This is a genomic window from Nodosilinea sp. P-1105 (assembly GCF_012911975.1).
Taxonomy (GTDB): Bacteria; Cyanobacteriota; Cyanobacteriia; order Phormidesmidales; family Phormidesmidaceae; genus Nodosilinea.
On the sequence record NZ_SMDQ01000012.1, the window covers coordinates 48,498 to 62,314 of the forward strand.

Genomic DNA, 13,817 nt, shown 5'->3' on the forward strand with positions numbered 1-13,817 from the left:
TCCCCAAAAACGTTTCTATCATGGCTCAGAGATTGGGCCATTGTCACTATTGAACGGGGATGGCCCCATCCGCTCCCGTGCGACCTCGATCGCCTGGTGCAGCTTAGTTTGTAGAACATCCTTGGGGGGTAAGACGGTGAGGTACTCGGCAACATGGATGCCGCTGCGGCCCAGCTCTAGTAGCTCAATTTGCTCCTGCTTCTTTCCGGCGCAGAGAATGATGCCGAGGGGCGGCGCTTCGTCTGGCTCTTGGTCGTGTTTTTGCAGCCAGCGCAGGTAGAGTTCCATCTGGCTTTTGTATTCGGGGCGAAAGTTGCCTAGCTTCAGGTCGATGGCGACCAGGCGTTTGAGTTTGCGGTTGTAGAACAGCAGGTCGATGTAAAAGTCGTCGTTGTCGATTTGCAGGCGCTTCTGACGGGCAACGAAGGTGAAGCCTGCCCCCATTTCCAGCAGAAACCGCTCGATTTCTCGCAGGATGGCGTCTTCGAGGTCGCGCTCGGTGTAGCGGTCTTGCAGATTTAGGAAGTCGAGGATGTAGGGATCGCGCAGCAGCAGGTCGGGGGAGAGCTTCTGCTCGTTGCGGAGCTGAGCCAGATCGTGGCGGATGGTGGCTTCGGGTTTACGGGAGAGGGCAGTGCGCTCGTAGAGCATGGAGTCGATGCGCTCTTTGAGCTGGCGAAAGCTCCAATTTTCGAGCTGGGCGACTTCGATGTAGAAGTCGCGTTTTAGCGGGTCGTCGAGGGTGCTCAGCAACTGTAGGTGAGACCAGCTCAATTGTGCAGACACTGTTTGCACAATTTGCTGATCGGGGAATTGCTCGGCGAAGTGAAGGCAGTTCCGCAGTTGCCGTTCGCCCCAGCCGCGCCCATAGGTTTGAGTGAGTTTCTGGGAGAGGGTGCGAATGACCTGCTTGCCATACTCGGCCCGCTGCCCCTGCAACACTTCGGTCTGGATGCGGGTGTCCACTTGCCAGTACAGCAGGGTGAGTTCGGCGTTGACGGCTACGGCAGCGCGTTGCTTGGCGGCATCAATGAGCTGTCCAATGTCTTTAAAGAGCCGATCGCTGGGTTGGGTCAGGTCATTGCTCACGCTGCTGTCACCTCCTGCGCTGCGTTGGCGGCTTGGGCGGCAGTGTCGGTAGTGAGTTCGCCAGAGAAGGCTTTTTGCAGGATGGATTGCTTGAGTTCGTTGAGGGCGGCGAGTTTTTGTTGGTAGATGGCTTCGAGGCGCTGAGAAGCACCCGATAGCTCATCGATAGCTGTAACCAGGGATTGCTGCTTTTCCAAAGGGGGAAAGCTCAACTCAATCAGCGATAACTTCTGTTGGTTTAAGCTGCTGATACTGATGCCGTCTCCACTCTCAATTAGCCTTCTCCGTAATGTTCGAGACTTGAGGTAATGTACCGCGAAGGGTAAGTAGACATCTGGCCTCTCAATGCGAATCCTAATTGTAAATCCAGAGTGAGACGTCTTTTCAGAGAGTTCGCCAGCCAATATACAACGTCCAATCAGCTCTTTGTTTCCATTTGAGCGGACGGTCAATATATCGCCTTCCCGTAGAATATCAATCTCTTTCAGATCCTCATCTATAGTGACTGTCTCTAATTGCTCCTCATCAATCCAGAAGTTGTTCTGAAAGTCTTTAACACCAACAATCTTGATTGATTCGCCCTTGCTGTTCTTGGTGAAATTGAGTCCATTTCGAAATGTGGCAATCTCACCCAACCTCACATCTACCCAGTTATCGCCTTTGCGGGTGAAGATGGAGTTTAGGTAGCTTTCAAAGAGTTCACGGGCGTTGGCGAGGTTCTTTTCGGTGTTTGCGATCGCACCATCAATCCTCTCAAACGCCTCATCCAATATCGCCACAATGCGTTTTTGTTCTGCGCATGTGGGGAATGCAATGGTTAGGGGTGCAATATCGTAATTATTGATTTGGGGAATTGAAGAGCCACTACCTAGCTCTCTCATATCTATATTGAGAAAGTAAAAATATAGAAATTTTGGAAGTAAAGCTTTTGATGGAATAACCCCCATAATGTTTAAATCCGCACAAACAGGTATAGCGGTTAGGCGCTTTTTGTTCGTCAAAATCGCACCACCTCTTTTTGGAAAGATGGTTGTCCCTATTGGGAATAGAGAATTCTTTTTGAGAGCATCTTCATTCAGAAAGCGCGATGATGTAGTGATTACCAGATCATTCTCAGGAAGAGACATATCCGCGACTTTCAGATAAGGCACATCTCCCGAAGTCTTTTCCAATGATTTATTGACTGTAGTGCCGCTCTTGAGAGTGCAGACATCACCTATTTTTTTAACCTCCCAACTTTTCATCACAACATCCCCCCAATTTCAGCCAAGATCTCCGCACTCCCCATGACTGATACCAGCATCATTCCTCTCCTCCGTTAGCCCTGAGCTGTGAGCGTGTCGAACAGTCGAAGGGCGGCTATCCGTTAGCCCTGAGCCTGTCGAAGGGCGGCTGGGCTTCGACAGGCTCAGCCCGAACGAATGTAGGCTCAGCCCAAACGGTATATTTACCGTTAGCCCGAACGCTTAGGCTCACAACATCCCTCCAATTCCAGCCAAAATCTCAGCAATCCCCATGCCTGATACCAGCATCATTCCTCCCCTCCGTTAGCCCTGAGCTGTGGACCTGCCAAATATTCAAAGAATTGTTCCGCTAATTTCTGCAACCAGCAGTTGCAGATTTGGTCGAGTGGCATAGGTACAATCAAACTCACACACATTCCTGAGATTTCAAGCATCAATAGATTTTTGCCCACTACCTTCTCCAATCAGTGATTGGAGATTTGGCTTATCCCTATACTCACAGTAAAACTGCCGCATGAGCCATAAATTATTGGCCTCACTCACAACATCTGTCCAATTCCAGCCAAAATCTCCGCACTCTCCTTATCCAGCACCGCGATCCCTGCTACCTGAGCAGAGACCGGGCTTCGACTTCGCTCAGCCCTCTTAGATTGCCCTAGCCCGCCAGTTGAGCGTAGCCGAAACCCCGCCAGTTGAGCGTAGCCGAAGCCCCGCTGGCTGAGCGTAGCCGAAGCCCCGCTGGCTGAGCGTAGCCGAAGCCCCGCTGGCTGAGCGTAGCCGAAGCCCCGCTGGCTGAGCGTAGCCGAAGCCCCGCTGGCTGAGCGTAGCCGAAGCCCCGCTGGCTGAGCGTAGCCGAAGCCAAAACCCACTCATCAACCACCCCCTAAATAATGCGTTGCATTTTGGCACTCCGCCAAAATATGCAGCCGATCCCAATCGCCTTCCATCAGCGCCATCTTCTTCGCTCGGCTCCAGCCCTGCACCTGCTTCTCACGATAAAAAGCATCTGCCACACGCTCAAATTCCTCTGCATAGACCAACTTAACAGGCAAGCGTTTCGCCGTATGATTGGCTCCCATACCGTTCTGGTGCTGCCACAGGCGGCGCGGCAAATCCCTAGTGCTACCCGTGTACAAAGAACCATCGACGCATTCCAAAATATACATATAAGGCATAGGTCCTCCGTCCTCAATGCACCTGATATCGGGCTTCGACTTCGCTCAGCCCTCACGGCTCGACCACCACCCCGCTAGTTGAGCACAGCCGAAACCCCGTTGGCTGAGCGTAGCCGAAGCCAAACCCATCACAAGATTCCCCCAATTCCAGCCAAAATCTCAGCACTCTCCTTATCCAGGGCCGCAATCTCATCCATAATTTCCTGCGGGTCGCGAAGGGGGGCTTCTTCTGGGGCATTGGGGTTTTTCACCGACAGGTCAAAGGTTTCGGGGTCAACATCCTCCAGATCCAGGAACCAAGACTTCTCCGTTTCCGCAAACGTCCCCTGGAGTTCCACAAACTCCTTCAGGTCATCAATGTTTCTGAAGGTCTGTTCAAACATGGGTCTTCTAAGCAGGTTAGCGGGGGTGGCCTACGCCAATAGTACAGGCTCACCATCCAGGGCAACGCTTTCCCTGGCTAACGTATCTCAGCAGACACCGCGATCGCAGGCAAGTTTTCATCCCTACCCCTCGCTGATCAGCTGCAGTAATTGCTCCGTGGAGATCTTGCCGCTCATGTCGGTGCCTTCCAGCAGGCTATCGGCCAGGTCGCGCTTTTGTCGGTGCAGGTCGACAATTTTCTCCTCGATGGTGTTTTTGGCCACCAGACGATAGATGGTGACCGGGCGTTGCTGGCCGATGCGATGGGCGCGATCGCTGGCTTGATCTTCCACCGCTGGGTTCCACCAGGGGTCCATGTGGATCACATAGTCTGCCGCTGTCAGGTTAAGGCCAGTGCCCCCCGCCTTCAGGCTAATCAAGAACACCTCCCCCTCTCCCGCCTGGAAGGCCTCCACCCGTTTCTGGCGTTCTTTGGCCGGGGTGCTGCCGTCCAGGTATTGGTAGTGGATGGATTGACCGTTCAGGAACTCTCGCAAAATGGTGAGGTGGTCCACAAACTGGCTGAATACCAGGGCCTTGTGGTTATTTTCCGTTAGTTCTTCCAGAATTTCCCCAAAGGCTTCCAATTTGGCACTGGGCAGAGGGGTGTCGGCATTCACCAGGCGGGTATTGCAACAGGCCCGCCGCAGCCGCATAATTTCTGCCAGCACTTGCAGGTGTTTGGTGCCCGCTTCCACATTGGGGTCAGCCAGCTTTTCGATCGCATCCCGCCGCAGGGCCTCATAGAAGGCCATTTCCTGGGCACTGAGTTCCACCTGCAGGGTGATTTCGGTGCGGGCGGGCAGTTCGTCCAGCACCTGGCTCTTGGTACGGCGCAGAATGAAGGGTTGGATCAGCCGCTTCAGGCGGTTGCGGGCGGCTTTATCCTGGTTGCGTTCGATGGCGTTGGCGAACTTCTGGCTGAACTGCTCTTGGGAGCCCAGCAAGCCGGGGTTAATGAACCGAAACAGGTTCCACAGTTCCCCCAGGTGGTTTTCAATCGGGGTGCCGGTGGTGAGGATTTTAAAGTCTCCCTGGAGTTTCATCGCTGCCTTGGAGCGCTTGGTGGCCGAGTTCTTGATGGCCTGGGCCTCGTCGAGCACAATGGTTTGCCACTGTACCTGGGCCAGCATGTCCCCGACATCGGCCTGTTGCAACAGGCCGTAGCTACACACCAGCAGGTCAAAGGGTTGCAAGTTATCGATCCGCTTTTGGCGATCGCCGCTGCCCAACTGCTTCGGCGTCAGGGTGGGAGCAAACTTCTCCGCCTCGCTGATCCAGTTCATGCACACCGAGGTGGGGGCAATAATCAGGGTGGGGCCGTCGGGGGCGCGGGTGAGAATTACCGCCAGGGCTTGCAGGGTCTTGCCCAAACCCATGTCATCGGCCAGGCAGGCCCCCACCCCCCAGTGGGCCAGGCGGGCCAGCCAGTTAAACCCGTCCACCTGGTAATCCCGCAGCTCTGCCTGCAGGGTAGAGGGCAACTCGGGCTGCAGATTTTGGGCCTCTTTCAGGCGTTTGACATGGTTTTTCCAGTGCTTGTCGGTTTTGAGTTGACCCGCTTCCTCCATCCAGTCATCCATGGCCAGGGAGGCCAGGGGGTGAAACCGGACGCCGTTGCCGCTTTTCTCGGAGAAGGCGCGCATGTCGTCCAGGCGCTTGCGGAACTCCTGGGTTAGGGCCAGGAACTGACCATCGGCCAGCTTCACGAACCGACCGGGGGAGGCCTCCAGCAGCTCCATCAACCGCTGCATGTCCAGCACTTCGTCATCGCTGATCTGAAGCTCACCGCTGGCGGCAAACCAGTCCCGCTGCCGCTGAATCTGGATTTTGAAGTTACTGAGGCTGACCCGGCTGGCGATGCGCATCTTTTCCCCTTCCGGCCATTCCACCACTGCCTGGTCCCCCAACTCCTGAATTTCCAGCAGCAGTTCCAGGCAGGCTTCGGGGTCATCAATCAGCCACTCCCCCGCTTCATCATCGAGCCGCTGCAGGGTGGGGCAAGTGGTTTCGACGGTGCGGGCCAGGGCTTTTTCCTGCTTCAGGTCACGGTGGGTTTGTAGCCGTTTACCGTCGATTTCAGCAATCACCATTTCGCCGCCGCTGCCAGGACGGTAGTAAGGGCCATCATCCCCAAAGGGGCGAGTCAGTAGGGCTACCTTTAGCCCTTCCCCGGCGGGGAGCAAGTGCAGGTGGGGTTGGGGATTGGCCTCCACCGCTTCGGCGTCGGCTACCCCGCCACCAATGTCGGAATGCACCGTCACCAGCCCAGCCACGGCGTTGATTGCGGCCAGCACCTGTTCTTTGGCGGCTTCGGGCACTTCTAGGGAGTTCTGGGGACCCAGCACCTCAGCGATGCGACGGTGGTTGGCGGTAAATTCCACCACCTTCAGCCGGGTGGGGGTCTCTTTCACCAGGGCGATCGCCGCTTTGGGCTCCACCGCTGGGGTCAGGGAAATGGCTAGCTTGCCCGCCTTGGCCTGGCGCACCAGCAGGGCGGGTTCCCCCTTCACCACCTCCACCCGCGTCGTGGGGGAGTCTTCCCAGAACACCAGGGGATGACCCACCAGATCCAGCAGGGCCTGCTCTTGAAATTTGTAGTTGTCGTAGCCGTAGCTGTAGTTATCCTGTACCAGGTTAGAGCAAATTTGAATGTCTTGGGGGGTGAGGTAATCAAAAGAGCGCAGCTCTTGTTTGAGGCGCTTGAGGGCGATCGCCCGTCCCCGGCTCCAGCCCCCCTTGACGCTAATTTTTTGTTCCTTCGGTTGGAGTTGCCAGCTGTCATGGGGATAAACGGTCAACAACCAGACCAGGCGATAGCTGGTAGCGGTGGCTTTGGTGGCCTGTTTGGGGGTAGTGGGGTTTAGCCCCATGAGCGCCGTCAGAGACAGTTCCCAGGGTTCCTTGGGTTGAATTAAGGTCACCAGGGGGTGAATGCCGGTTTTCTGGCGTAGCTCGGCGGCTTGTTGGCCGTAGGTGCTATCGGGTTGTAGGCGGGCCAGGAGTTCCGCCATCTCCAGGGCAAACCAGTCATATCCAGCGGTCTGGGCGTGCTTATAAAACTGCCCCACGTAATTGGGCAGTCGCTGACGGGCATTGTCCAGGTCCACCCAATAGAGACTGAGCATGTCAATCAGCGTCTCAAAGCTTGAGGCATTCTCTAGGGTGCTGACCGGAGTATTAGTTAGATAGCGCTTGGCCGTTGTATTGCCCTGCAACACCTGGGCGACTTTTTCCAAACAGCTATACATCACACCCATCCAGTGGTGATAGCCCTGGTCAGCAATCAGGTGAGCATACTCTTCTGCCTGCTTTAGGCTGGTGGGGGAGCCCGCTTGAATCAAGGCCATCACCAGAAACAGCCCAGCCGTGCTATTGAAGTAAACCTTGCGCTTGCCGGTCTTTTTTTTCAGCCACTTTAGGGCCACAGTACCCACTTCGATGGTTTGGTCATAGTCCCCTTGCAAGCTGTTCAGCCACCCCTGCAACAGCAGTGTCTCTTCCGGGGACTCCTCGGCTAATTCGGTCAAGGCCGTCTGGGCCTCCTGCAGATGGCCTCGGGTCAGCAGTTGTTCAATCCAGAGGTTCCTCAAGCGCTCGGAGACAGTGGCGTCGGGGCGGCTACACGCTTCCTGCAGTAGGGCAAAGGCATCCTCCGCTGGCGTGACGGTCATCATCGAGTTGAAACAGAGGCTGCTGAGGGCAACTTCGTACAGGTCGGGAGTTTGTTTGAGGGTGACGAACCAGTCGCGATCGAAGGGATTGTTACAAATCAGTTCCATCACCTGGGTGATGGAAATAGCGTTAGAAGAAAACAGGGTGTTGTAGTAAGCGTCAAATTGGGCTGCCATGTAATCCCAGTCGACTCGGTACAGCCCGATCCGCACCTCCCGAATCAATTGATCTTGACTGTGAAAGTGGCGCTGGCTTTTGTCCCAGGGCACAGTTTGTATGGGCAGCTTTTCCTGCACCGCCTTGACCATGAACTCAAAGGTGCCCTGGTGCAGGGCGTCGCGGGTGGCCACTTCCACCAATAGGGGGTGACACTGCGGTGCATAACTACTGGCGGTGGTGAGCAGTCCTTGCTTAATCAGCCGATTAAAATGAGGATTAAGTTCGGCCAGGGTGACTTGTTGGCGCTGGCCACTGTGGCGCAGGTAAGCATTGAAGCAGTCCACCACTTTATTTTTGCCGACGGCGGCGTAGATCACTGAAAATAGCTGCACCAACTGCCGTTGTAGGTCGGGCAACTGGTGGTAACGATCAACGAGTCTGGCACGAACGGTCTCGATATCTTGAGCCACGGTAAAGAGTGATGTTTAAGGGGCTTTGGGCTGATTGTATCGGTAATGGGGGAATGTTGTGGATCACTTATAACGCTAAAGGGACTTAGATACGGGTTCAAACCCCTTACCATAGAGTTAGTTCGGTAGCGGCCTATCGAATTAAAGATGACGGTCTGAAAGGGTTTAGGGTTCAAGGTCAGCTCTGTCAAGGTGGTGGTACTTTTCCCGAAAACCCCTGGAACTAAGGGACTTCGGCCACAACCACCAGGGAGTGAACTCCCTGGCTCACCGCAGAAGTCTGCTAAAGCAGACTGGAGAACGCCGCTCCCAATCCTCTTCAGAGGATTTCTGCTTTGAGCCTTGGACTTCTAGTCCTTGGCTCAGCGGCCAATCCGAGGGATCGACCCCTAAATCTGCCTCACCTTGACAGGGCTGGCAGAGCCCACTCTACGATCTAGCTGGTGGGCAGAGCCCACCTACGATCTAGTACAGATCCCAGGGTTCTGTCCTGGAATTACCCAACGTTCATCGCCAATGAGCCTAAGAGCCTGAGGATCTTGACGGACTGCACGGGTGCCCTAAATATCACTTTCCCAAACGCGATCGCCCTATGGTTCAAGCCATTCCCGCCAATCAAGCTACCCTGGGTCAACTGAAGGCGGCCTTTGGCCTACAGCAGGTGGATGATCCCGCCTTTTTCCCGGAATGGGCGACCTCCACCACAGCCCTATCTGACCAGGAGCGCCAGGCCCTGGACCGGGTAAAGGCTAACTTTACTACCCTATGGGAAACCCCGCCACTGTTGGAAAATACCGTCAAAATGGTGGTTCTCGCCCCACTGCTGGATTTAGCTGGCTTTTATCGTCCGCCCTATCGGCTAGAAACTGAAACTGGCCTCACCTTGGAGATGGCCGATGGCAACCAGGTGATTCGGGGTCGAGTTGATGTGCTGGTGTTACAAGGGCGACTGTGGCTACTGGTGGTTGAGTCGAAGCGGAGTGATTTTGCGGTGACAGTGGCGGTCCCTCAGGCTCTAGCCTATATGCTGGCTACCCCGTCCCCGGCCAGGCCAACCTTTGGACTGATCACTAATGGCAGCGAGTTTTTGTTTCTCAAGGCGCTGCGCCAGCCAAGGGCTGAATATGCCAACTCGCGTCTGTTTTCGTTGTTGAACCCTGGCAACGAGCTATACCCGGTGTTGCAAGTGTTGCAGCGGCTGGGGCCGATAGCTGTGGGGGCTCATTAAACCAGATCCAAGGCCAGACCTGGAGGTCTGCCTGGGGGAAAACGCCAGATCTCGAGCTGGACTTGGGATAAGCAACGATGATTCGGTAGTGGTGATAGGGGAGTAGTTGTTATGGCGATCGCGGCACCGATCGATCGAGAGGCCATCTTAGCGGAACTGCGGGCCGGGTTGCGCCAGGGGCAGCAGGCTTTGGCCGACTGGCAGGGGGGGCGGCTGGCGGTGTCAGCGGTACCGGGGTCGGGTAAGTCTACGGGTATGGCGGCGGCGGCGGCGATCGCGATCGCCCGTCACCAACTCCACCTGAATCGCCAACTGGTGCTGGTCACCTTTACCCGCTCTGCGGCGGCTAACCTGAAGGCCAAGGTGCGGGGCCATTTGCGGCGGTTGGGGTTACCCCAGACCAGCTTCACGGTCTCGACCCTGCATGGACTGGCGCTCACCATTGCCACCCGCAACCCGGAACTCTCTAACCTCAGCCTCGATACCCTGACTCTGGTGTCTCCGGCCCAGAACAACCGGCTGCTGCGGGCCTGTGTGGAGCAGTGGATTGTGGCCCACCCGGACCTTTACCAGCGACTGATTGAAGGGCGACAGTTTGACGGCGAAGAAACTGAACGCCTGCGACGGCAGTCGGTGTTGCGGACGGAAGTGCTGCCCGCTCTGGCCCACACCGTCATTCGGGAAGCCAAAAGTTCGGGGCTGATGCCCCAGGACCTGTATACCCTGGCCCAAACCTTGCCGGCCCAGGGGGACAGCTATGCCCTGCTCACCATCGCCGCCGGGCTGTATGACCGTTACCAGCACCTATTGCACCAGCGGGGTTGGATCGACTACGACGACATGATTTTAGCGGCCCTGCGCACCCTGGAGCTACCAGACAACCGGCGACTGTGGCAAGAACGGGTGTTTGCAGTGTTTGAAGATGAGGCCCAGGATTCATCCCCCTTGCAAAGTCAACTGCTGACGGTGCTGGCGGCGCACCCTGACGAGCCAGACGGCGAACCGAACCTGGTGCGGGTGGGGGACCCCAACCAGGCGATCAACTCCACCTTTACCCCGGCGGACCCGGTGTTTTTCAATCAGTTTTGCGATCGCTGTCAACCGCACCACCGCCTGGTCACCATGGACCAGGCCGGACGCAGCACCTGGATGATTATGGCGGCGGCCAATCGGCTGCTGCGCTGGGTCAACCAGGCCCAGGTGGCGGGGCCAGAAACCCCCTTTCGGGATCAGTTGATTCGGCCTGTGGAGGCGGATGATCCTCAGCCCAATGCTAACCCTGCCCCCTTAGGGGATGGTCTGGAACTGGTGTCGCCCCCCACCGTCACCGATGCGGTTAAGCAGATAGCCCGGCGAGTGCAGGCCCTCTACCAAGACAATCCCGACACCAGCTTTGCCATTCTGGTGCGGGAAGGGCGCCAGGGCCAGTTCTTGGGCCATCTGCTGCGCGATCCAGAGCAGGTGGGAGTAGACCTGGCTGCCCTGGGTCTGCGACTCTATGACGTCGGCGAGCAGGATCGCCAAACCCAGGTGCCCGAAGAAATGCTGGCGATGCTGCGGTTCATTGAGCGGCCCCATTCCCCCGACTACCTGAAAGCTGCCCTGCGGGTGCTGGTGGATCGGCAAAAGGTGCCCACCCAAGATCTTAATGCCCTGGCCAATGCTCCGGAACAGTTTCTCTACCCTGGCCCACTGGATACCCCCCCCGATACGGCGGCCGCGCGCACCGCCCGCCGTTACTGTGTCAGTCTGCTGCGATCGCGCCTGGAACTGCCCCCCTACAGCCTGTTCTCCTTTATCGGTCTGACCCTGGGCTACAACCAGAGTGAACTGGCCACCGCCGACAAACTGGCCGCCCGGGTCAGCCAACAAATCCGCCATGACAATACTCTACCTGCCGCCATCCAAGTGCTGCAGGATATCGTCGGCTCCGAACGGTTCACGGCAGTGGAAACGGAAGACACCGAGGAGCTCTACACCCGACGGGGGCAGTTGACACTGATTACCATGCACAAGGCCAAGGGGCTGGACTGGGATGTGGTCTTCCTGCCCTTCCTCCACGACAAAACCATTCCCGGTACTCTGTGGGTGCCCCCCCAGTCCAACTTTCTGGGGGAGTTCACCCTGGCCGAAGTGGCCCGAGCTCAGATTCGCGCCTATGCCCACGGCACCGGGGCAAGCCCGGTAATTCCCGATACGATCAGCGCCTGGGAGCAGGCTAAGGACCTGAAAATTGCCGAAGAATATCGCCTGCTCTATGTGGCCATGACCCGAGCTAAACGCCTGCTGTGGATGTCTGCGGCCCAGCAGGCCCCCTTTACCTGGAGCAAGCCCGATAACCTGCAGCCGGCCACCCCCTGCCCCATCATCCCAACCCTACGACATTGGTTAGAGCATTGGCAGTCAGACTAGATTAATCAATCCGCTCGATCTGCCACAAAATTTGGTTACCTTCCCGCCGCACTCGCGATACCGACCAGTTGCGCCAGGCCCAAAACTCGCCGCGACTGGTGACGGCACTGGGGTTGACATCCATCAGGTCTGCCAACTCGGAACTGGTAATCAAATAGCCCTGCTTGGCAATCTCATCGGCAATTTGCAGGGTCTCCAACACATTGCGCAGATTGTCGACCCTGACTTCGCGGGGCAACAACTCAAAATTTTCACCCACTAGGGAAGTTCCAGAGTCCGCCATGATATCAAATATGATCCAAAGCTTAAAAACAAGCTAAATTCTACCCTTTGCCCAGGATGTTCGTCAGGATTCAGCTAAAGAATTATCGTAGTTCGTCATTAGTAAACCTTATGTAAACCCAACCTGGCGCTCCAGTACCACAGGTATCCACTCAAAAAGTGCAACGACATATTGCTAACCACAACGAAGTTTATCGGCCCATGAAGCTTCAGCGACGAAACTGGTCGCTTACAGTGGATTAAAGGACAATAGAAAAATATCTAGACATGGCCTGGCTTACGGGCCTAGGACAGTGGCTAAGTTCAGCCGAAGGAATGAATCCCGATGACTGCACCCAATGTTGTATTTGAACACCTCGAGGAACTAGAGAAGGCCGGCACGGTCAAAAGTGCGACCTATCGTGAGGAAGCGCTGATGATCTTGGCCGATCCAACCATTAGCTTGAAATGGCGACTGGCGATCGCCGATCGGCTGAACCAGGCCAACCACGATCTGGCCCTACACACGGTTGGTAGTGAAGACAGCTATTGAGTAGGGGTTCTGCGGTGCACGGTCTACGGTTCACGGTCTACGGCTCGCCTTAAACCGCTTACCGTGAACCGTGAATCGTAAGTTATATCTCCCGTCATTATTTTGTTGACTCAACACTGGGCTTTCATCCAGTCGAGGCACTTCTGTAGCTGCTGGGTCATGGTGGCGGGGTCGGCGTGGTGGCGACGACCATGGCCGGGCAACACCCACTCAAACCGGTAGGCGGTCAGCTTTTCCATTGACTGAATCTGTTCTGACCAGGAATACCAGCAGTGGCGGCGGAAGGCATAAAGCTGGTGCAACCGCACCGACCAAGCCAGATGATCACCTGTGAACAACACCCGGTTCTCATACAGCAGGACGGTGTGCCCTTTGGTGTGCCCTGGCACCGGGATGATCTGTAGATCGGGGGCAAACTGAATCGGGTCGGTACCGTTCAGCGGCATCTCTACAGCCGCAGTGCTGGCACTGATGTCGTCGGTGTGAAGGATGCGATCGCAGCCAAAGTGGTCGTGAAACCGCTGGTGGTCAGCCACATCATCCCGATGGGTGAGGTACATGTAGCGCACTCCCCCCAGGGCCTCGATCTGCTTGACCAGGGGGGCCGCAAACCGGGGAGAATCCACCAACACGTTGCCCTCTTGGCGCCGAATTAAATAGCTGGCTGCCCCAAAGGATTTTTCCGAGTGGTAGCCGCAGTGGTCAACTTGCCCTGTAATCGGGATCGGGAAGCTGGCCTGGGCCGCTTTCATGTCCGTCGGCGGGTTAACAGTGCCAATCGATGCGGTGGGGCAGGCCAGCACAGCTTGTAGGGCAGCCAACCGTTCTGCCGCTGTTTGCGGCTGGTGATACACCGCTGACTGCCCGTCTTCGCGGCTGAAAATATCGGGGGCCATCCAGCGACAGGTGTCACAGTCAATGCAGGAGCTATCGACGTAAATGTCGCCAGCTACGTTTTGCGATCGCCGTGCCGTTAGGTGAGCCATGGCACTTCCCCCTATATTACCCATTGGTTTGAGTCTATCGCTGACAGCAGCGATCGTGGGCCAGATGCAACGTTACGATAAAGACGATGACTGCTGCCTGATAGAACAGGTATGTCATTAAGGGCGCTCTCATACCAAGTTA

Annotated in this window: 11 protein-coding genes and 1 pseudogene; 4 read left to right on the forward strand and 8 right to left on the reverse strand. The window is 56.3% G+C overall.

Going from position 1 to position 13,817, the window contains the following annotated elements; genetic code table 11:
- Window positions 1–18: 18 nt before the first annotated feature.
- The 6 genes and pseudogenes from E1H13_RS07700 to E1H13_RS07725 form a co-directional block, all read right to left on the reverse strand.
- Window positions 19–1,089, reverse strand: coding sequence for a PDDEXK nuclease domain-containing protein (locus E1H13_RS07700; RefSeq protein WP_169612827.1), 1,071 nt, complete (start codon window positions 1,087–1,089; stop codon window positions 19–21).
- Entirely contained in the window at window positions 1,086–2,333 is a 1,248-nt protein-coding gene (locus tag E1H13_RS07705; RefSeq protein WP_169612828.1) for a restriction endonuclease subunit S, read from the reverse strand. Before E1H13_RS07705 ends, E1H13_RS07700 begins: the two co-directional genes overlap by 4 nt.
- A 655-nt stretch (window positions 2,334–2,988) precedes the next feature.
- A complete protein-coding gene (locus E1H13_RS07710) occupies window positions 2,989–3,195 on the reverse strand; it encodes a hypothetical protein (RefSeq protein ID WP_169612829.1) in 207 nt (68 codons plus the stop codon).
- A 10-nt stretch (window positions 3,196–3,205) separates the two neighbouring features.
- Complete coding sequence (locus E1H13_RS07715; protein WP_169612830.1) at window positions 3,206–3,508, reverse strand: GIY-YIG nuclease family protein; 303 nt, start codon at window positions 3,506–3,508, stop codon at window positions 3,206–3,208.
- Window positions 3,509–3,636: 128 nt separating this feature from the next.
- A pseudogene (locus E1H13_RS07720) lies at window positions 3,637–3,870 on the reverse strand (SAM-dependent DNA methyltransferase); the annotation flags it as partial.
- 144 nt (window positions 3,871–4,014) lie between these two features.
- On the reverse strand, window positions 4,015–8,235 hold the full coding sequence (locus E1H13_RS07725; protein ID WP_169612831.1) for a DEAD/DEAH box helicase: 4,221 nt from the start codon (window positions 8,233–8,235) through the stop codon (window positions 4,015–4,017).
- 592 nt (window positions 8,236–8,827) lie between these two features.
- On the opposite strand from E1H13_RS07725, the gene E1H13_RS07730 reads away from it, so the two are divergent.
- Together E1H13_RS07730 and E1H13_RS07735 are read left to right on the forward strand one after the other, a co-directional pair.
- Window positions 8,828–9,463, forward strand: coding sequence for a type I restriction enzyme HsdR N-terminal domain-containing protein (locus tag E1H13_RS07730; RefSeq protein ID WP_169612832.1), 636 nt, complete (start codon window positions 8,828–8,830; stop codon window positions 9,461–9,463).
- Window positions 9,464–9,574: 111 nt separating this feature from the next.
- Window positions 9,575–11,875: an ATP-dependent helicase gene (locus tag E1H13_RS07735; RefSeq protein WP_169612833.1), complete on the forward strand. Its 2,301-nt coding sequence runs from the start codon at window positions 9,575–9,577 to the stop codon at window positions 11,873–11,875.
- 1 nt (window position 11,876) lies between these two features.
- Here E1H13_RS07735 and E1H13_RS07740 read toward each other — a convergent pair whose 3' ends face one another.
- A complete protein-coding gene (locus tag E1H13_RS07740) occupies window positions 11,877–12,158 on the reverse strand; it encodes a hypothetical protein (RefSeq protein WP_169612834.1) in 282 nt (93 codons plus the stop codon).
- Window positions 12,159–12,482: 324 nt separating this feature from the next.
- Here E1H13_RS07740 and E1H13_RS07745 point away from each other — a divergent pair, with 324 nt between their 5' ends.
- Complete coding sequence (locus E1H13_RS07745) at window positions 12,483–12,689, forward strand: hypothetical protein (protein WP_169612835.1); 207 nt, start codon at window positions 12,483–12,485, stop codon at window positions 12,687–12,689.
- A gap of 110 nt (window positions 12,690–12,799) precedes the next feature.
- Here E1H13_RS07745 and E1H13_RS07750 read toward each other — a convergent pair whose 3' ends face one another.
- Window positions 12,800–13,675: an MBL fold metallo-hydrolase gene (locus tag E1H13_RS07750; RefSeq protein WP_169612836.1), complete on the reverse strand. Its 876-nt coding sequence runs from the start codon at window positions 13,673–13,675 to the stop codon at window positions 12,800–12,802.
- Between E1H13_RS07750 and E1H13_RS27650 the strand changes: the two genes are divergently transcribed.
- Window positions 13,674–13,796: a hypothetical protein gene (locus tag E1H13_RS27650; protein ID WP_256378500.1), complete on the forward strand. Its 123-nt coding sequence runs from the start codon at window positions 13,674–13,676 to the stop codon at window positions 13,794–13,796. The genes E1H13_RS07750 and E1H13_RS27650 overlap by 2 nt on opposite strands.
- The last annotated feature ends 21 nt before the right edge of the window (window positions 13,797–13,817 follow it).

What these genes read in the sequence shown, in the direction of transcription:
- E1H13_RS07705 (WP_169612828.1), bottom strand. Translation starts at nt 2,333, where the DNA reads ATGAAAAGTTGGGAGGTTAAAAAAATAGGTGATGTCTGCACTCTCAAG.
- E1H13_RS07715 (WP_169612830.1), bottom strand. Translation starts at nt 3,508, where the DNA reads ATGCCTTATATGTATATTTTGGAATGCGTCGATGGTTCTTTGTACACG.
- E1H13_RS07730 (WP_169612832.1), top strand. Translation starts at nt 8,828, where the DNA reads ATGGTTCAAGCCATTCCCGCCAATCAAGCTACCCTGGGTCAACTGAAG.
- E1H13_RS07735 (WP_169612833.1), top strand. Translation starts at nt 9,575, where the DNA reads ATGGCGATCGCGGCACCGATCGATCGAGAGGCCATCTTAGCGGAACTG.
- E1H13_RS07740 (WP_169612834.1), bottom strand. Translation starts at nt 12,158, where the DNA reads ATGGCGGACTCTGGAACTTCCCTAGTGGGTGAAAATTTTGAGTTGTTG.
- E1H13_RS07745 (WP_169612835.1), top strand. Translation starts at nt 12,483, where the DNA reads ATGACTGCACCCAATGTTGTATTTGAACACCTCGAGGAACTAGAGAAG.
- E1H13_RS27650 (WP_256378500.1), top strand. Translation starts at nt 13,674, where the DNA reads ATGGCACTTCCCCCTATATTACCCATTGGTTTGAGTCTATCGCTGACA.
- E1H13_RS07750 (WP_169612836.1), bottom strand. Translation starts at nt 13,675, where the DNA reads ATGGCTCACCTAACGGCACGGCGATCGCAAAACGTAGCTGGCGACATT.